This is a genomic window from Herbaspirillum sp. SJZ106, assembly GCF_006715495.1.
Taxonomy (GTDB): Bacteria; Pseudomonadota; Gammaproteobacteria; order Burkholderiales; family Burkholderiaceae_D; genus Herbaspirillum.
Genome location: NZ_VFNI01000001.1, coordinates 1,015,586 through 1,033,647 on the forward strand (window position 1 = coordinate 1,015,586; position 18,062 = coordinate 1,033,647).

At 63.7% G+C, this 18,062-nt stretch carries 17 protein-coding genes; 12 read left to right on the forward strand and 5 right to left on the reverse strand.

The features are described 5' to 3' along the window. Positions 1-17 precede the first annotated feature (17 nt). Positions 18-701, forward strand: a complete 684-nt coding sequence (locus tag FB598_RS04435; RefSeq protein WP_141913162.1) for a response regulator — start codon at positions 18-20, stop codon at positions 699-701. 95 nt (positions 702-796) lie between these two features. Here the strand turns inward: FB598_RS04435 and FB598_RS04440 are convergent, their stop codons facing one another. Both FB598_RS04440 and FB598_RS04445 read right to left on the reverse strand, forming a co-directional pair. Beyond that, positions 797-1,258: a rhodanese-like domain-containing protein gene (locus FB598_RS04440; RefSeq protein WP_141913163.1), complete on the reverse strand. Its 462-nt coding sequence runs from the start codon at positions 1,256-1,258 to the stop codon at positions 797-799. Positions 1,259-1,299: 41 nt separating this feature from the next. Beyond that, positions 1,300-1,551: a hypothetical protein gene (locus FB598_RS04445; protein ID WP_141913164.1), complete on the reverse strand. Its 252-nt coding sequence runs from the start codon at positions 1,549-1,551 to the stop codon at positions 1,300-1,302. A 123-nt stretch (positions 1,552-1,674) separates the two neighbouring features. Between FB598_RS04445 and glnA the strand changes: the two genes are divergently transcribed. The 4 genes from glnA to ntrC all read left to right on the forward strand — a co-directional run bounded on the left by glnA (position 1,675) and on the right by ntrC (position 6,498). Beyond that, positions 1,675-3,090 carry a type I glutamate--ammonia ligase gene (gene glnA / locus FB598_RS04450; protein ID WP_141913165.1) on the forward strand — a complete coding sequence of 472 codons (1,416 nt, stop codon included), beginning with the start codon at positions 1,675-1,677 and terminating at the stop codon, positions 3,088-3,090. A 112-nt stretch (positions 3,091-3,202) separates the two neighbouring features. Further along, positions 3,203-3,637 (forward strand): DUF4124 domain-containing protein, encoded by a 435-nt coding sequence (locus FB598_RS04455; RefSeq protein WP_141913166.1) that lies wholly within the window; start codon positions 3,203-3,205, stop codon positions 3,635-3,637. A gap of 164 nt (positions 3,638-3,801) precedes the next feature. Continuing rightward, positions 3,802-4,875, forward strand: coding sequence for a nitrogen regulation protein NR(II) (gene glnL / locus FB598_RS04460; RefSeq protein ID WP_141913167.1), 1,074 nt, complete (start codon positions 3,802-3,804; stop codon positions 4,873-4,875). 132 nt (positions 4,876-5,007) lie between these two features. Then, a complete protein-coding gene (gene ntrC, locus FB598_RS04465; RefSeq protein ID WP_141913168.1) occupies positions 5,008-6,498 on the forward strand; it encodes a nitrogen regulation protein NR(I) in 1,491 nt (496 codons plus the stop codon). A 174-nt stretch (positions 6,499-6,672) separates the two neighbouring features. On the opposite strand, the gene FB598_RS04470 is transcribed toward ntrC, so the two are convergent. Continuing rightward, positions 6,673-7,956 carry an MFS transporter gene (locus FB598_RS04470; protein WP_141913169.1) on the reverse strand — a complete coding sequence of 428 codons (1,284 nt, stop codon included), beginning with the start codon at positions 7,954-7,956 and terminating at the stop codon, positions 6,673-6,675. A 291-nt stretch (positions 7,957-8,247) separates the two neighbouring features. Next, on the reverse strand, positions 8,248-9,906 hold the full coding sequence (gene prpR / locus FB598_RS04475; protein WP_141913170.1) for a propionate catabolism operon regulatory protein PrpR: 1,659 nt from the start codon (positions 9,904-9,906) through the stop codon (positions 8,248-8,250). Positions 9,907-10,219: 313 nt separating this feature from the next. On the opposite strand from prpR, the gene prpB reads away from it, so the two are divergent. The 7 genes from prpB (at position 10,220) to FB598_RS04510 (ending at position 17,225) form a co-directional block, all read left to right on the forward strand. Then, on the forward strand, positions 10,220-11,110 hold the full coding sequence (gene prpB, locus FB598_RS04480) for a methylisocitrate lyase (RefSeq protein WP_141913171.1): 891 nt from the start codon (positions 10,220-10,222) through the stop codon (positions 11,108-11,110). Between the two features lie 75 nt (positions 11,111-11,185). Further along, positions 11,186-12,352 carry a 2-methylcitrate synthase gene (gene prpC / locus FB598_RS04485; protein WP_141913172.1) on the forward strand — a complete coding sequence of 389 codons (1,167 nt, stop codon included), beginning with the start codon at positions 11,186-11,188 and terminating at the stop codon, positions 12,350-12,352. 177 nt (positions 12,353-12,529) lie between these two features. Beyond that, positions 12,530-12,958, forward strand: a complete 429-nt coding sequence (locus FB598_RS04490) for a hypothetical protein (RefSeq protein WP_141913173.1) — start codon at positions 12,530-12,532, stop codon at positions 12,956-12,958. Positions 12,959-13,248: 290 nt separating this feature from the next. Continuing rightward, positions 13,249-15,135: a propionate--CoA ligase gene (locus FB598_RS04495; RefSeq protein WP_141913174.1), complete on the forward strand. Its 1,887-nt coding sequence runs from the start codon at positions 13,249-13,251 to the stop codon at positions 15,133-15,135. Positions 15,136-15,341: 206 nt separating this feature from the next. Next, positions 15,342-16,367, forward strand: a complete 1,026-nt coding sequence (locus FB598_RS04500) for a porin (RefSeq protein WP_183405815.1) — start codon at positions 15,342-15,344, stop codon at positions 16,365-16,367. Between the two features lie 85 nt (positions 16,368-16,452). Further along, on the forward strand, positions 16,453-16,959 hold the full coding sequence (locus FB598_RS04505) for an arsinothricin resistance N-acetyltransferase ArsN1 family B (protein ID WP_141913176.1): 507 nt from the start codon (positions 16,453-16,455) through the stop codon (positions 16,957-16,959). Further along, positions 16,956-17,225, forward strand: a complete 270-nt coding sequence (locus FB598_RS04510) for a hypothetical protein (protein WP_141913177.1) — start codon at positions 16,956-16,958, stop codon at positions 17,223-17,225. The genes FB598_RS04505 and FB598_RS04510 overlap by 4 nt, the downstream gene beginning before the upstream one ends. A gap of 48 nt (positions 17,226-17,273) precedes the next feature. Here the strand turns inward: FB598_RS04510 and xth are convergent, their stop codons facing one another. Continuing rightward, the gene (gene xth, locus FB598_RS04515; protein WP_141913178.1) at positions 17,274-18,041 is read right to left on the reverse strand and encodes an exodeoxyribonuclease III; all 768 of its coding nucleotides are present in this window, start codon (positions 18,039-18,041) and stop codon (positions 17,274-17,276) included. Positions 18,042-18,062: the final 21 nt, after the last annotated feature.

Consider the following 18,062-nt stretch of genomic DNA (forward strand, 5'->3'; position numbering starts at 1 on the left):
TAAGGACGGAGCGACCAATGAGCGAAAAAGGACCCTGGATTCTGGTGGTCGACGATTCGGCGACCAGCCGCATGGTGATCGAAAAGCAGTTGCGCAAGTTCGGCTGCCGCGTGACCGGCGCCGAAGATGGCAGGTCGGCCCTGGCTGCCATCCAGGCGCAACGCTACGGCCTGGTGCTGCTCGACTGTTACATGCCGGACATGAACGGTTACGAAGTGGCGCGGCGCGTGCGCGAGGCCGAAGAGGGCGACCCGGATGCGGGCTACACCCCGCTCATCGGCATCTCGGCCGAGGCTGACGCGGCCCATGTGCAGCTGTGCCTGGACAGCGGCATGGACGGCATCCTGGGTAAGCCGCTGCCGATCGGGGAGTTCAAGAAAATGCTGTCGCTATGGTGCGATTACGATGTGGACGAACCGGTCGCCAGCGCTCCGGTGGATGTGCAATCGGTGGATCTGGACGCCTTGTTCCGCACGACCTCGTTGCAGGACCTGGCGGCCATGCGCACGGCCCATGCCGCATCCGATGTCGCAGCCGTCCAGCGCCTGGCGCACCGGATGAAAGGCGCGGCGCTGACGATGCAGCGGGAGGAGATCGTTACGACGCTGGAGCGCATCGAAGATGCCACGCGCAATGGCGCCGCCGGCTTTGCCGCCATCGTTGGATTGATGGCGCAACTGGAGGTCCCCCTGGGGACCTGAGCGGCAATCCGGCTGCCCCGCGGCGGGGAGTCTTGCAGACAAGAACAATGGCCGGGCCGCGATAATGCCGCCGACGCCGGTTGCCGAGAGGCGCTTCAGGCGCCTACCCAGGGCAGGCCGGCCTTGCACCATCCTTCCACTGTCTTGCGGTGCCCGGCCGCATCCTTGTTGCCTTCAAAGCCTTCGACGATGTCGAAGCAATTGCGATAGCCGTTTTCGCTCGCCAGTTTGGCGGCATGCTTGGAACGAACCCCGGAGCGGCACAGGAACAGCAGTATCTCGTCGGGGCCGGCGGCTTGCTGCAACTGCTCGAGGAATTGCGGATTGGGCTTGCCTTCCGGATACAAATTCCATTGCACGAACAGGTGTTGCCCGGCCGGGATTTGCACCATCCCGACCCAGTCGCGTTCAGCCTTGGTCCGCACGTCCACCAGCTTGATGGCGGGGTTGCCCTGAATCAGGGCGAAGGCTTCCTGCGGCGTGACGGCCCCGCGGTAGGGGAGCTGGCCGTCCTGGGCGCGCTGGCCGGCAATGGTGAGGATCTGTTCTTGGGTCATCGGCGCCTCGCTGGGTTATCTGGGGTGGAAATGGCTAAAAATTATAAATAAATTAAAAGATTAATTCTTTTGGCGCAGCGGATGTATCGCTCTGGATCGCTTATCGGCATAAAAGCACCAAATAAGTGCGCATCAGTCACCATATGCACCAATATGTTCAACGTTGGTGCAATACGGGTAAAATGCACTAAAATAATGCGCAAATTCACCCCGCATGCACTGAAGGGAACGGCCGTCCAGCCTCTGCTCCCTAAAATATTCCATAATTGCCGCCCCTGAAAGGGCGGTGGCATGGAATCTGCTATCATCCGCGTCTGAGTTCCGGCGCAAGACCGTTGTATCAATTGCAAAGATCCAGTCGCAGAAAACGGCTCAACCCCCAAATTTATACTACTTCCTCGTTTTAGGAGATTCGCATGGCAAGGACGGCCGCAGAGGTTTTGAAGATGGTGAAGGACAACGAAGTCAAATTTGTTGACTTCCGTTTCGCGGACACCCGCGGCAAGGAACAGCACGTTTCCGTGCCTGTTTCGCATTTCGACATCGACAAGTTCGAATCCGGTCACGCTTTCGACGGTTCGTCGATCGCAGGCTGGAAGGGTATCGAAGCCTCCGACATGCTGTTGATCCCGGATCCGAACACTGCCAACATCGACCCGTTCATGGAAGAAACCACGCTGTTCATGCAGTGTGACGTGATCGAGCCGTCCGACGGCAAGGGCTACGACCGCGACCCGCGTTCCATCGCCAAGCGCGCTGAAGCCTACCTGAAGTCCTCCGGCCTGGGCGACACCGCCTACTTCGGCCCGGAACCCGAATTCTTCATCTTCGACGGCGTGCGCTGGGGCGCGGACATGTCCGGTTCCTTCGTCAAGATCGATTCCGAAGAAGCTTCCTGGAGCACCGGCGCCAAGATCGAAGGCGGCAACTCCGGCCACCGTCCGACCGTCAAGGGCGGCTACTTCCCGGTTCCGCCGGTCGACAGCTTCCAGGACATGCGTTCGGAAATGTCCCTGATCCTGGAATCGCTGGGCATCCCCGTCGAAGTGCACCACCACGAAGTGGCCGGCGCCGGCCAGAACGAGCTGGGCACCAAGTTCTCGACCCTGGTCGAGCGCGCCGACTGGACCCAGACCCTGAAGTACGTGATCTGGAACGTCGCCCACACCTACGGCAAGACCGCAACCTTCATGCCCAAGCCGCTGGTCGGCGATAACGGTTCGGGCATGCACGTGCACCAGTCCGTATGGAAGGACGGCAAGAACCTGTTCGCAGGCGACGGCTACGCCGGCCTGTCGGAATTCGCGCTGTATTACATCGGCGGCATCATCAAGCACGCCAAGGCGCTCAACGCGATCACCAACCCCGGCACCAACTCGTACAAGCGCCTGGTTCCCGGCTTCGAAGCCCCGGTCAAGCTGGCCTACTCGGCCCGCAACCGTTCGGCATCGATCCGTATCCCGCACGTGGCCAACCCGAAGGGCCGCCGCATCGAGACTCGTTTCCCGGATCCGCTGGCCAACCCGTACCTGTGCTTCGCCGCGTTGCTGATGGCTGGCCTGGACGGCGTGCAGAACAAGATCCACCCGGGCGAAGCCGCGACCAAGGACCTGTACCACCTGCCGCCGGAAGAAGACAAGCTGATCCCGACCGTCTGCGCCTCGCTGGAAGAAGCGCTGGACCACCTGGACAAGGACCGCGAGTTCCTGACCCGCGGCGGCGTCTTCACCGACAGCATGATCGATGCCTATCTGGAACTGAAGGGTCAGGAAGTCCAACGCTTCCGCATGACCACTCACCCGATCGAATTCGATATGTACTACTCGCTGTAATCGAAGACGGGTCTTCAAAAAAAGGGGAAGCTTGCTTCCCCTTTTTTGTTTGCGCGCAGCCGGAATGCCCCTCTCCTTGTCATAAGGCGGTGGAGGTTTTCCGGAGGACGCGATGAGGCGCAGGTATGGTTTGGGATGGGCGGCGGCACTGCTGGCTTGTGCGGCCGGGCAAGCTGCCGACATCTATGTGTGCGTCGGCAGCGGCGGCGTCGAATACCGCGATGACGCGCGCGCGGCGCATTGCCGCAAGAGCGTGCTGGCGCCGCTGGGCGCGGTCAGCGGCAATGGCATTGCCACGGAGCGGAAGGATTTGCCGCCGGCGGCGCCGGCCGATGAAGAACGCTCCCGCATCGCGCTGCGCGAACGTCTGGTCGCGGAGCGCAACAGGCTCGATGCGCTCAGGCGCGAATATAACGGCGGTGAACCCGAGCGACGCGGCGACGAGCGCAATTACGCCCGCTACCAGGCGCGCAGCGCCGCCTTGCAGGCGGCGATCGGGCAAAGCGCGGCGGCAGTCGCCGCGCTTGAGCAGGCGCTCAGGGATTGAGGCGCGAAATGCGGTGGCAGGCAGCGGCATGCGGGCTCGCCCGAAACTTGCTAGGGCATGAGTGGCAAATGCAGGGCGCAAGGCCCCCGCCTTTGCGATGAGTAAGCGCGCTGGCGCAATGGCCGCCAGCGCCACCAACGATTTCAGGGTCAACGATTATCCGAATGAAGACAAATTTCCCCTCGCTTGACGGCCTCGACCTGCTGGCTTCGGCGGTGATCATTCTGGATGCCCGGGGCGGCATCGTGTACGCCAACGCCGCGGCCGAGAACCTGCTGGAGAGCTCGTTCAAGGTCTTGTCGCAGCAGAAGCTGTCGGAGATCTTCCTCAACGGCACGGAACTGTCGGCGCTGTTCTCCCAGGCCATCGAACACCAGTTCGCCGACAAGCGCCTGGACCTGGTGCTGGAGCGCGCCAACCGCGAGCCCTTGCAGGTGCATACCATCGTCACGCCGCTGGACAACCCGGACATGCCGGTGCTGCTCGAGCTGCGCGAAAACGTGCAGCAACTCAAGCTGGACCGCGAAGAGCGCATGTTCGACCAGAGCCAGGCCAACAAGGAACTGATCCGCAACCTGGCGCACGAAATCAAGAACCCGCTGGGCGGCATCCGCGGCGCGGCGCAATTGCTGGAGCTGGAGCTGCCCGAGCGCCACCTGAAGGAATTGCGCGAATACACCCAGGTCATCATCAAGGAAGCCGACCGGCTGCAGACGCTGGTCGACCGCCTGCTGGCGCCGCACCGCCATCCGCACATCGTGGGCGACGTCAATATCCATGAAGTGTGCGAACGGGTACGCAGCCTGATCGTGGCCGAGTTCCCGCAAGGCCTGACCATCAAGCGCGACTACGACCTTTCCATTCCCGAATTCCGCGGCGACAAGGAGCAGCTTATCCAGGCGCTGCTCAACATCGTCCACAACGCGGCGCAAGCCCTGGCCGAACGCATCCGCGCCGGCGACGGCGAACTGATTTTGCGCACCCGCGTGAGCCGGCAAGTGACGCTATCCAAGGTGCGATACCGGCTGGCACTAGACTTGCATATCATCGACAACGGCCCGGGCATCCCCCCCGACATCCAGGAAAGGATTTTCTATCCGCTGGTATCGGGACGCGAGGGAGGCAGCGGGCTCGGATTGACGCTGGCGCAGACTTTCGTTCACCAGCACATGGGCGTGATCGAATGCGAGAGCCGGCCGGGATGCACCGATTTCAGAATACTAATACCGCTGCCGTGAGCCGATGGCCGCAGGCGGCGCGCCAAACCAGTGTGATGGAAGCATTTCGTCATCGGGGGCTGTCGTTGCGGTGTGCCGCCACGCTGCACTACAGAAGCATTAACAGCATGACCAACGCAGGAACAGTTATTTATGAAGCCAATCTGGATTGTTGACGACGACGAATCGATACGCTGGGTTCTCGAAAAGGCCCTGGCCCGAGAAAATCTCGCCACGCAAAGCTTTTCCAGCGCGCGCGACGCCATCCAAGCCCTGCAAAGCGGCACGCCGCAGGTCCTGGTTTCCGACATCCGCATGCCGGGCGCGTCCGGGCTGGAGCTGCTGCAGACCGTCAAGGCCAAGCATCCCGGCATCCCCGTCATCATCATCACCGCATTCTCCGACCTGGATTCGGCCGTCTCGGCGTTCCAGGGCGGGGCCTTCGAATACCTGGCCAAGCCTTTCGACGTCGACAAGGCGGTCGAACTGATCCGCCGCGCGCTCGACGAAAGCCTGCGCGAAATCGATGTCGAACAGTCGGCTGCGCAGACCCCCGAAATCCTCGGCCAGGCGCCGGCCATGCAAGACGTGTTCCGCGCCATCGGCCGCCTGTCGCAATCGAACGTGACGGTACTGATCACCGGCGAATCCGGCTCCGGCAAGGAACTGGTGGCGCGCGCATTGCACAAGCACAGCCCGCGCGCCAGCCAGCCCTTCGTCGCCTTGAACACCGCGGCGATCCCCAAGGACCTGCTGGAATCCGAACTGTTCGGCCATGAGCGCGGCGCCTTTACCGGTGCACAAGCGATGCGCCGCGGCCGCTTCGAGCAGGCCGAGGGCGGCACGCTGTTCCTCGATGAAATCGGCGACATGCCGCTGGACTTGCAGACGCGCCTGTTGCGCGTGCTGTCGGACGGCCACTTCTACCGCGTCGGCGGCCATCAGTCCTTGAAGGCCAATGTGCGGGTGATCGCGGCCACGCACCAGAACCTGGAACAACGCGTGCGCGAAGGCCTGTTCCGGGAAGACCTGTACCATCGCCTGAACGTGATCCGCCTGCGCTTGCCCAGCCTGCGCGAGCGCAGCGAAGACATTCCGATCCTGGCGCGCCACTTCCTCTCGCAGAGCGCGCGCCAGCTGGGCGTGGAGGCCAAGCGCCTGTCGCCGCAGGCGATGCAGTTCCTGTCGCAACTGGAGTTCGCCGGCAACGTGCGCCAGCTGGAAAACCTGTGCAACTGGATCACCGTGATGGCGCCCGGCCAGACGGTGGAGATCAAGGACCTGCCGCAGGACCTGGTGGAAGAGCGCGTGCATGCGCCGCAGCCGGCGCAGACGGTCTCGGCCCCGGCCTCGGCGGCCATGTCGCAGCCGGCGGGCGGCGAGGGTGGCTACCCGGCGCCTGCCGAAGCCAGTCACGCCAGCTGGATTTCCCTGCTGGAAGCCGAAGCCGCGCACATGCTGGCGCAGGAACAGCCGGAAGTGATGGACATCCTGGGCCGCCAGTTCGAGGCGGCGCTGATCAAGATCGCGCTCAAGCACACGCATGGCCGCAAGAACGACGCGGCGGTGCGCCTGGGGATCGGACGCAATACCATCACCCGCAAGATCCAGGAGCTGGGCATTGGCGGCGCCGAAGACGATTGAAGGGGACGGCGACGCGCGGGCTGCTGCGTGGCGTTGCCGGGAGGGAGGAAACAGCAGAACGGAAAGAAAAAGAGAAATGGCCCGCATCGTTGCATGCGGGCCATTTTCATTGGCGCTGCCGGTGCGCCATCGGTGCGCCGGGCCAGCCATTCGCAGGCCGGCCCGGCGAAGCCGTCAGCGCAGGCGCAGCACCAGGCGCGCCGACAGGCTGGCCAACAGGCTCAGTACGGCGCCGAAGATGACGAAGTAGCTCACCGACAGCTTGTCGCCGGTGAAGTCGATCAGCCAGGTGATGATCAGGCCGGCGAAGCCGCCGAAGATGGTCACGGCGATGTTATAGGCCAGCGACATGCCGGTGCCGCGCGTGGCGACCGGGAAGATGTCGGCCAGCAAGGCAGGCATCGCGGCGAAGTACATGGTCATCAGCACGCCGATCACGGTCTGCAGCAACAGCAATTGCAGGAAGCCCGGCGAATTGGTCAGGAACACGAACATCGGATAGGTCAGCACGATGTACAGCGCGCTGCTGGCGATCATGAACGGGGTGCGGCCGATCTTGTCGGACCAGGCGCCCACCAGCGGCGAACCCAGCGCCATGATGATGCCGGCCACCGACATGGCGGCGAACGAGGACCAGGCCGGCAGGCCGAGCTGCTTGACCGCGTAAGTCGGGATGTACAGCGACAGGTAGACCGAGACGGTGGCCATGATCACGCTGCCCGAACCGATCAGCAGGCGCAGCTTCTGGCTGGAGAAGGTGTCGCGCAGCGGGGCGTCGGTCTTCTCGTCGGAATCCTTGAACTCGGGCGACTCATCCAGGTGGCGGCGGATGTAGATGCCGGCCGGCGCGATCAGCAGGCCGAACACGAACGGCACGCGCCAGCCCCACGAGGCCAGCTGGTCGGCGGTCAACATGTTGTTGAGCACGGCGCCGAAGAGGGCTGCCAGCAGCAGGCTCACGCCCTGGCTGGCGACTTGCCAGCTGGAGAAGAAGCCGCGGCGGTGCGGCGCGTGTTCCACCAGGAAGGCGGTCGAGCTGCCGAATTCGCCGCCGGCGGAAAAGCCCTGGATCATCTTGCCCAGCGCGATGCCGGCCGGTGCCAGCAGGCCGATGCTTTCATAGTTGGGCATGAACGCGATCAGCGCGGTGCCGATGGTCATGAGCATGATCGACAGCATCAGCGCCGACTTGCGGCCGACGCGGTCGGAGTAAGCGCCGAGCACCACCGCGCCCAGCGGACGCATGAAGAACGAGACGCCGAAGGTGCCGAAGGTCAGCAGCAGCGAGACGGTGTCGTTCCCGGTAGGGAAGAACTGCTTGGCGATGACGACTGCGAAGGCGCCGTAGATCAGGATATCGAACCATTCGAGCGCATTGCCGATGGACGAGGAAATGATGGCGCGCCTGGCCTGCGGATGCGTATGTTCGGCCGTCGGCGAAACGGTTGTGCTGGTCATGGGTTTTCCCTTTTTTGAATGACGCTTGTGGATGAAAGCGCGGAGCTCGATGGCCTCACCGGAATGGGCGAACAGCGGCTGCTTGGGTATGTGTCTGCTTGCTCCGGGTATGGCATATGCCGCTACAGCGGCCGAGCATAGGCGGCGGGAGAACTCGCTGTCAAGAAGCGAGTTCTCCCGATTATCAGGCGCTGGGAAGGTGTTTGAAATTCCATGCGGCGTAAATAATTTACGGCAAGGCGAGGGCGAGCCGGTTGATGAATTTGCCGGCGGGGCGCCGTTGCCATGTCGTCATGGCAGCTCGGGTTCGCCGGCCTCTTTCAACTTGCGCCACAACGTCGTGCGGCTGATCCCGAGTTGGCGCGCCGCCGCCGCCCGGTTGCCGCCGCAGCGCTGCAGGACGGTACGGATATCGGGCAGCGCCGGTTCTTGCAACGCCACGGGCGATGACGATGATGCCGGCATCGCTTGCCGGATGCCGGACGCGGCGATTTCAGGTGCGACGGCCTGGATCAGCGCCGGGGTCAATGCCTGCAGCGGTTCGGCGGCGAGAAACAGCGCCAGCCTTTCCATCATGTTGCGCAGCTCGCGCACATTGCCCGGCCATGCGTAGGCGCCCAGCAGCGGCGCGCAATGCGCGATCTCGGCGTGCAGGTTGGCGTGCGGGCGCACATCCAGCGCCGCCAGCGCGTGCTTGAGGTGCCATTCGGCGAGCGCCGCGATGTCTTCGCGGCGCTCGCGCAGCGGCGGCAGTTGCAGGCGCAGCACGCCCAGCCGGTAATACAGGTCGGCGCGGAAACGGCCTTCCCGCACGCGCGCATCGAGGTCGCAGTGGGTGGCGCTGATGATGCGCACATCCACCGGGATGGGGCGGGTGCCGCCTACCCGCACCACCTCGCGTTCTTCCAGCACGCGCAGCAAGCGCGTCTGCAAGGGCAGCGGCATTTCGCCGATCTCGTCGAGCAGCAGCGTGCCGCGGTTGGCCGCTTCGAACAGGCCGGCGCGCCCGCCGCGGCGCGAGCCGGTGAAGGCGCCTTCCTCGTAGCCGAACAGCTCGGACTCCAGCAGCGACTCGGCCAGCGCGCCGCAATTGACCGCCACGAAGGGATGCGCCGCCTGTACCTTGCCCTGCATCAGCGGATGGGCGCGGTGGATCGCCTGCGCCGCCAGTTCCTTGCCGGTGCCGGTTTCGCCCTGGATCAGCACGGTGGCTGGCGAGCGCGCGAACAGCGTGATCGACTGGCGCACCGCCTCCATCGCCGGCGACTCGCCGCGCAGGTCGTTGATGTGATGGCGCGCGCGCAGCGTATCGGCCACCGGCAGGCTGCGCCAGCGGCCGGATTCCAGCTGGGTCAGGCGCGCCAGTTCCAGCGCGTCTTCGAACGCCTGGCGCACCGAGGCCGAGGAATAGATGAAGACGCCTTGCAGGCCGGCTTCTTCTGCCAGGTCGGTGATCAGGCCGGCGCCGACGATGGCCTTGATGCCGGCGGCCTTGAGGTCGTTGACCTGGGCGCGCGCGTCTTCCTCGGTGGCGTAGGTGCGCTGCACGATGTCCAGGCCGAACATCTGCTGGAATTCGGCCAGTGCCGGCATGGTTTCCTGATAGGTGATCAGGCCGATGCGCGGCGTGAGCTTGCGCGCGCGGGCCAGCGCCTGCATCACGTCGAAGCCGCTGGCGCGGGCCACGATCACCGGCACCGGCAGGCGGCTCTTGAGATAAGCGCCGTTGGAGCCGGCCGAGATGACCGCGTCGCAGCGCTCGGTCGCCAGCCGTTCGCGGATGTGGCGCACCGCCTCGTCGAAACCGAGGTGGATGGGTTCGATGTCGGCCAGCTCGTCGAACTCCAGCGTGATGTCGCGAAAGAGCTCGGACAGGCGGGAAACCGATACCGTCCAGATGACCGGTTTGTCGGACGGGCGGTCGGCATCGCGATAGGCGGGGCGTTTCATTGAAAGGAGATGTGTTTCATTTAGTGTCTCATGGAACAAAAATGTAACACATGTGAAACACTTTTGCTGCCTGGCAGAGGCACGGGGGAACACGCCTGCGTCGCGTTGCGGGCAGGGCGAGGAGGGGGCTAAGTCATTGATTTTGCTGCGTTTGGCGTTCGGGGAGGGGGCGGCGGCCAGCAAGGTTCGCTTTTCGGGCCGGGGGATGGCACGGGCGTTGCAATGCAGTCTGCCAGTTTGTCCGCTGAAACGTCGCCGCCATTGCCTGGCGCCCGCTTCAGCGTATCCAGCAACCCATCCAGAAGGTGTCACCATGGCTCTCCACTCCGCAGGCGCAGCATTCCGCAAGGCCGTCCAGGAAGAATCCCCGCTGCAGGTCATCGGCGCGATCAACGCCAACCACGCATTGCTGGCCAAGCGCGCCGGCTTTCGCGCGATCTACCTGTCCGGCGGCGGCGTGGCGGCCGGCTCGCTGGGCTTGCCCGACCTGGGCATCTCCAACCTCGACGATGTGCTGACCGACGTGCGCCGCATCACCGACGTATGCGACCTGCCGCTGCTGGTGGATGTCGATACCGGCTTCGGCGCCTCGGCCTTCAACGTCGCCCGCACCGTCAAGTCGATGATCAAGTTCGGCGCCGCCGCCATCCACATCGAAGACCAGGTCGGCGCCAAGCGCTGCGGCCACCGCCCCGGCAAGGAGATCGTCAGCAAGCAGGAAATGGTGGATCGCATCAAGGCTGCCGTCGATGCCCGTACCGACGATGATTTCGTGATCATGGCGCGCACCGATGCCCTGGCCGTCGAAGGCTTGGAGGCGGCCATCGAGCGCGCGGTGGCCTGCGTCGAAGCCGGCGCCGACATGATCTTCCCGGAAGCCATCACCGACCTGGCGATGTACAAGAAATTCGCCAATGCGGTGAAGGTGCCGATCCTGGCCAACATCACTGAGTTCGGCTCGACCCCGCTGTTTACCGTGGATGAACTCAAGGGCGCCGACGTCGGCCTGGTGCTGTATCCGCTGTCGGCTTTCCGCGCCATGAACAAGGCGGCCGAGAACGTCTACAACGCGATCCGCCGCGACGGCACGCAGAAGAATGTGGTCGACACCATGCAAACGCGCATGGAGCTGTACGACCGCATCGACTACCACACCTACGAGCAGAAGCTCGATGCGCTGTTCGCGCAGCAGAAGAACAAATAAGAGAAAACGTCATCACATGGCGCGCGGCGAGCCGGGCGCCATCAACGCATAACCGAAACCCCTGAGGAGAACACGATGAGCGAGCAGCAGACAACCCCGACAGCAGGCGGCTTCAAGCCCAAGAAATCCGTGGCGCTGTCCGGCGTGACGGCCGGCAACACCGCGCTGTGCACCGTCGGCAAGACCGGCAACGACCTGCATTACCGCGGCTACGACATCCTGGACGTGGCCGACAGCTGCGAATTCGAAGAGATCGCCCACCTGCTGGTGCACGGCAAGTTGCCCACCGCGGCCGAACTGCGCGCCTACAAGGCCAAACTGAAGGCGCTGCGCGGCCTGCCGGCCAATGTGAAGGCGGCGCTGGAATGGCTGCCGGCCGCATCGCACCCGATGGACGTGATGCGCACCGGCGTCTCCGCGCTGGGCTGTGTGCTGCCGGAGAAGGACGACCACAATATCCCGGGCGCGCGCGACATCGCCGACCGCCTGATGGCGTCGCTGGGTTCCATGCTGCTGTACTGGTACCACTACAGCCACAACGGCAAGCGCATCGAAGTCGAGACCGACGACGAGTCGATCGGCGCCCACTTCCTGCACCTGCTGCACGGCGAGAAGCCGTCCGCGCAATGGGAAAAGGCGATGCATACCTCGCTGATCCTGTACGCCGAACACGAATTCAATGCCTCCACCTTCACCGGCCGGGTCATCGCCGGCACCGGTTCCGACATGTACTCGGCCATCACCGGCGCCATCGGCGCGCTGCGCGGCCCCAAGCATGGCGGCGCCAACGAGGTGGCGTTCGAGATCCAGAAGCGCTACGACAATCCGGACGAGGCCGAAGCCGACATCCGCCGCCGCGTCGAGAACAAGGAAGTGGTGATCGGCTTCGGCCATCCGGTCTACACCATTTCCGACCCGCGCAACAAGGTGATCAAGGAAGTGGCGCGCAAGCTGTCCAAGGACGCCGGTTCGACCAAGATGTTCGATATCGCCGAACGCCTGGAAACGGTGATGTGGGACATCAAGAAGATGTTCCCCAACCTGGACTGGTTCTCGGCCGTGTCCTACCACATGATGGGCGTGCCGACCGCGATGTTCACCCCGCTGTTCGTGATCGCGCGCACCTCGGGCTGGGCCGCGCACATCATCGAACAGCGCGTCGACAACAAGATCATCCGCCCGTCGGCCAACTATGTCGGCCCGGAAGACCTGAAGTTCGTGCCCATCTCCAAGCGCAAATGAGGAGCGCCGGCCGGCGGCCCATGCGTCGTCGGCCGATGTGGATATTTGTAACAAGCATGCGAAGAAGTCGAGCGAATTGCAATTAATTGCTAAGATGCGGGCGGATCAGTTTTGCCATTCCCGATCCGGTTCGCTGCATTGCGGAATCCGGATCCGACATCACTCCTGGATATCCCGATGACCGTATTGAACGCTTCGCGCCTCTCCTTCGTCTTCAAGTCTTGCTCCGTATTTGCCGTCGTCGCCGTGCTGGCCTCCTGCGCTTCGGAGAAAATGCCGGTCACCGACACCAAGCCGGTGCTGCCGCAGATCATCAAGGCGCCGGCCGCCAGCCAGCCCACCTGGGCCACGCAACTGGTCACCGGCAACTTCAACTGCGAGCTGGGCAACAAGGTGGAGTTGCGCATGGACGGCCGCGTTACCGACGGCGTCACGCTGGTGTGGAAGGGCAATTCGTACCTGATGAACCCGGTCGGCACGTCGACCGGCGCCGTACGCCTGGAGAACAAGAGCGAAGGGCTGGTGTGGATCCAGATTCCGTCCAAGTCGATGTTGCTCAATTCAAAAATCGGGCAGCAGCTGGCCAACGACTGCAAGGCCAGGTAAGTCCGGCTCCGGTTGGCGCATTCGGCGGGTAACGGATGCGCGCCTTTCCTTCCCGGGCGGCGTTCGCCGCCCGATCGCCATGCCCGATGCCTGATGCCCCCGATGCCTGTTTGCGGGTATCGGATGCGGGCGCCGCGCGAGACGCTGTCCGGTTCGGACGCACGCAATTCAGCAGCAAGTAAGTTTGGGATGCCACACTGAGGCCATCGTCGCGATACCCGCAACACCAACCAACAACAGCGGGCACATAACAGATTCCAGATTCCAATTCGAAGACATGAGGAGACGTCATGCAATACGAGGAATTCTATCGGCAGTCCATCGAGCAGCCTGAGCTCTTCTGGGCCAGGGAGGCCGAACGCATCCACTGGGAGCAACCGTTTTCCCAGACGCTGGATTATTCGCAGCCGCCGTTCGCGCGCTGGTTCATTGGCGGGCGGACCAATCTCTGCTACAACGCGGTCGACCGCCATCTCCCGCAGCGGGCGCAGCAGCCCGCGCTGATCGCCATTTCCACCGAGACCGGCAGCGAGCGCACCTATACCTACGCAGAACTGCAGCAGGAGGTCATGGCCATGGCCGCCGCCATGCAGTCGCTGGGCGTGGCGCGCGGCGACCGGGTACTGATCTACATGCCGATGATTGCCGAAGCGGTGTTCGCCATGCTGGCTTGCGCGCGCATCGGCGCCGTGCATTCGGTGGTGTTCGGCGGTTTCGCCTCCAACAGCCTGGCTTCGCGCATCGACGATGCCAGGCCGCGCCTGATCGTCTCGGCCGATGCCGGTTCGCGCGGCGGCAAGGTGATCCCGTACAAAGGCCTGCTCGACGAGGCCATCCGGATGGCGGCGCACAAGCCGGCGCATGTGTTGCTGGCCGACCGCGGCCTGGCGGAAATGCCGCGCACGCTTGAGCGCGACGTCGATTACGCGCCGCTGCGCGAGCGATATCTGGGAACGCAGGTGCCGGTGACCTGGCTGGAATCGAACGAGACCAGCTACATCCTCTACACCTCGGGCACCACCGGCAAGCCCAAGGGCGTGCAGCGCGATGTCGGCGGTTATGCGGTGGCGCTGGCGTCGTCGATGCAGCATATCTTCTGCGGCAATCCCGGCGAGACTTACTTCTGCACCTCCGACATCGGCTGGGTGGTCGGGCATTCCTACATCGTCTACGGCCCGCTGATCCAGGGCATGGCGACGGTGCTCTATGAAGGCTTGCCGATCCGGCCCGATGCCGGCATCTGGTGGAGCATCGTCGAAAAATACAAGGTCACGCGCATGTTCTCGGCGCCGACCGCCATCCGCGTGCTGAAAAAGCAGCCGCCGGAATGCATGAAGAAGCACGACACTTCCTCGCTCAAGGCGCTGTACCTGGCCGGCGAGCCGCTGGATGAAACCACTTCCAGCTGGATCGCCGGCGAGCTGGGCGTGCCGGTAATCGACAATTATTGGCAGACCGAGAGCGGCTGGCCGATCATCTCCATCGCCCGCGGCGTGGACGACAAGCCCACGCGCCTGGGCAGCCCGGGCGTGCCGATGCCCGGCTACAAGATGGCCATCATCAACGAAGCCACCGGCCAGGCATGCGGCGCCAACGAAAAGGGCGTGGTGGTGATCGACGGCCCCTTGCCGCCGGGCTGCATGCAAACCGTGTACGGCGACGACCAGCGCTTCGTCAATACCTACTGGCGCAACTTCGCGCGCGAGACCTACTCCACGTTCGACTGGGGTATCCGCGATGCGGACGGCTACTACTTCATCCTCGGTCGCACCGACGACGTCATCAACGTGGCCGGCCACCGCTTGGGCACGCGCGAAATCGAGGAGAGCATTTCCAGCCATCCGAATGTCTCGGAAGTGGCGGTGGTCGGCGTGGAAGACAAACTCAAGGGGCAGGCGGCCTACGCCTTCGTCATCCTCAAGAATGCCGATGCCGCCGCCACGCCGCAGCAGAAGCTGGCGCTGGAGAGCGAGATCATGGGCGTGGTGGACAAGCAGATCGGCGCCGTCGGGCGGCCTTCCCGCGTGCTGTTCGTCGGCCTGCTGCCCAAGACGCGTTCGGGCAAGCTGCTGCGCCGGGCCATCCAGGCCATCTGCGAAGGGCGCGATCCGGGCGACCTGCCGACCATTGAAGATCCCGCCGCCCTGGAGCAGGTGAAGCAGGTGTGGCGCGGGTAGTACAGGCTTTGGAAAATATTTGAGAGTTATATAAAGATTGCCGTTGACGGCCCGGGCGGTAACCGGGTGGTCATATAGCCTTCCTAGCATCGATTCGCGTCCGGCCCTGCGTTTGCAGCGCCGGACGTTTCCTTAATCAATGGACGAATCCGATGCGAAATGTTTTCTTTTCCGGGCTGGCCCTGCCATGTGCCGTTTTCTTGTCAATGCTGGCTGCGCCCGCGGCCGCAGCCAGTCCCCAGGGCGTGACGCTGTACGGCCGGATCGACCTCGGCGTCGAATACATCAACAATGCGGGGCCGGACGGCGGCGCCATCTTGCGCATGTCCCCGAGCGGCACTTCCACTTCGCGCATCGGCCTGCGCGCCGAGGAAGACCTGGGCGGCGGCAACAAGGCCTTCGTGCAGCTGGAAAGCGGTTTTCGTCCCGATACCGGAGGCATGGCGGATCCGCATTCGATTTTTAACCGCCAGGCCAATGTCGGCATCCAGGGCGCATACGGGCGCCTGCTGGTGGGGCGCAGCGACAGCACCACCGGCGACTTCATGCTCAACGACGCGCTCGCCAACAATTACTCGTGGTCGGGCGTAAGCACCCATCTGCGCGGCGGCCGGCGCGACGGTACGTTGGGGCGCATATCCAATCTGGTCAAGTACGAGGGGAACGCCGGCCGCTACAAGTTCGGCGCCAGCTATGGCCTGGGCGAGGTGGCCGGACAGGCTTCCGCCAGGGCCAAATACGCGGCGGCGCTGGATTACCGCAACGATGGCTTCGGCTGGACGCTGACCTACGACCGGGAAAACAGCGATACCCTGGAGCAGGGCTACAGCCGCGCCGGAAACGTGTCGCTGTCCGGCGTGCTCCCGGTTGGCAAGGTGAAGACCTATGCGGGCTATCGCCGCCACGTCAAGCATGGCATCGGCGATCGTCCCGACCGGCGCAGCGACTTTGTCTGGCTGGGGCTGGCGCTGCCGCTGGATGGGCGCAATACCTTGTCGTTCGGTTATTACCACGTCGATGTGCGGAATGCGGCCAGGGGCCGCAGCGGCGATCCCAACCTGCTGGCCATGCGCCTGACGCACACGATGTCCGCGCGTACCGAACTGTATGCGACGGCGGCCTATGCCTGGATTCCCAGCGGCGATGCGATCGGGATCGGAAATTCGCCCCGGCTGTATGCCGAGAACGGCAAGCAGGCCGGCCTCAATATCGGCATGCTGCATCGTTTCTGATTGTCGCCGGGCAGCTCGCGCGGCAGGCGCAGGCGGCGGCTTTTGGTTAAACTACCTGCTTTGCCGCCACGCTCGCCCGACCATCATGCCCGATCCCATCCGCCACGCCCTGGCCTCCGATGCCGCAGCCATCTGCGATATCTACAACTACTACGTGGAACACACCACCATCAGCTTCGAGACCGAGCCGGTCGGCGTGGAGACCATGCAGGCGCGCATGGCCGAGGTGCAGGCGCAGTTTCCCTGGCTGGTGTACGAGGAGGACGGCGTCGTGCTGGGCTATGCCTATGCCAGCAAGTGGAAGCCGCGCGCGGCCTATCGCCATTCCGTCGAAGCCTCGGTCTACCTGCATCGGGATGCGGCCGGGCGCGGCGCCGGCAAGCGCCTGTATGCGCGCCTGTTCGAGATGTTGAAAGCGCAGGGCGTACACCTGGTGATCGGCGGCATTACCCAGCCCAACGCCGCCAGCGTGGCCTTGCATGAGCGCATGGGCTTCGTCAAATGCGCGCATTTCAGCCAGGTCGGCCGCAAATTCGACCGCTGGCTGGATGTCGCTTACTGGCAGCTCAACCTGGAGGAGCAGGGACAATGAGATCGACCCGCGCGGCCAGCGCCATCGAACGCCTCAACAGGCGTGCCGAGACCAAGCAGTATTCGATGCTGCGCACTTCGGACGAACGTTTCCAATTGGTCCAGCGCGTGGCGGGCAAGCCGATGGAGAAATTGAGCGAGGCGCTGGAGCTGGATGACTTTGTCGCTTTCGTCAACGCCTATGGGCCGCAGACGCCCAGGCGGGTCAGCAAGCTGGACGTGCAGTTCGAGAAAAACATGCGCAACAAGAAAGAAGACGCTTCTTAAGAACCTGTTTTTAAGAACCCGTTTCATTGTGAAACGGGTTCTCAAGGCTCAGTCCGCCAGCGTGGCGACGACCGGCGCATGGTCGGACGGCTGTTCCCATTTGCGCGGAACCTTGTCGACCACGCAGGCGGTGCAGCGTTCTTTCAATGCCTGCGTGAGCAGGATATGGTCGATGCGCAAGCCGCGATTGAGGCGGAAACCCATCTGGCGATAATCCCACCAGCTGTATATTTTTTCCGGTTGCTCGAACAACCGGAACGCATCTGTCAGGCCCATCGCCTGCAGCTTGCGGAAGGCTTCGCGTTCCGGTTCCGACACCAGCACCTGCCCTTGCCAGGCCACCGGATCGTGCACGTCGCGGTCTTCCGGCGCGATGTTGTAGTCGCCCAGCAGCGCCAGGCGCGGGTGCGTTGCCAGCTCCTGCTGCAGCCACTCTTGCAGCGCCGCCAGCCAGCTTAGCTTGTACGGATACTTTTCCGACTCCAGCGACTGGCCGTTGGGGATGTAGGCGCACACATAGCGCACGCCTTCGATGGTGGCGGCGATGATGCGCTGCTGCTCATCCGGGAACAGCGGGTTGTTCTTGATGATGTCGTTCATCGGATGGCGCGACAGGATGGCCACGCCGTTGTAGGTTTTCTGTCCGCTGAATTCGACCATGTAACCGGCCGCCGCGATCTCCGCCGCGGGGAACTTGTCGTCCGTCAGCTTGGTTTCCTGCAGGCACAGCACATCGACCGGGTTTTCTTCCAGCCATTTGAGCACTTGCGGCAGGCGGACCTTGAGGGAGTTGACGTTCCAGGTGGCGATTTTCATGGTAGCGATGGCAGGTGATGA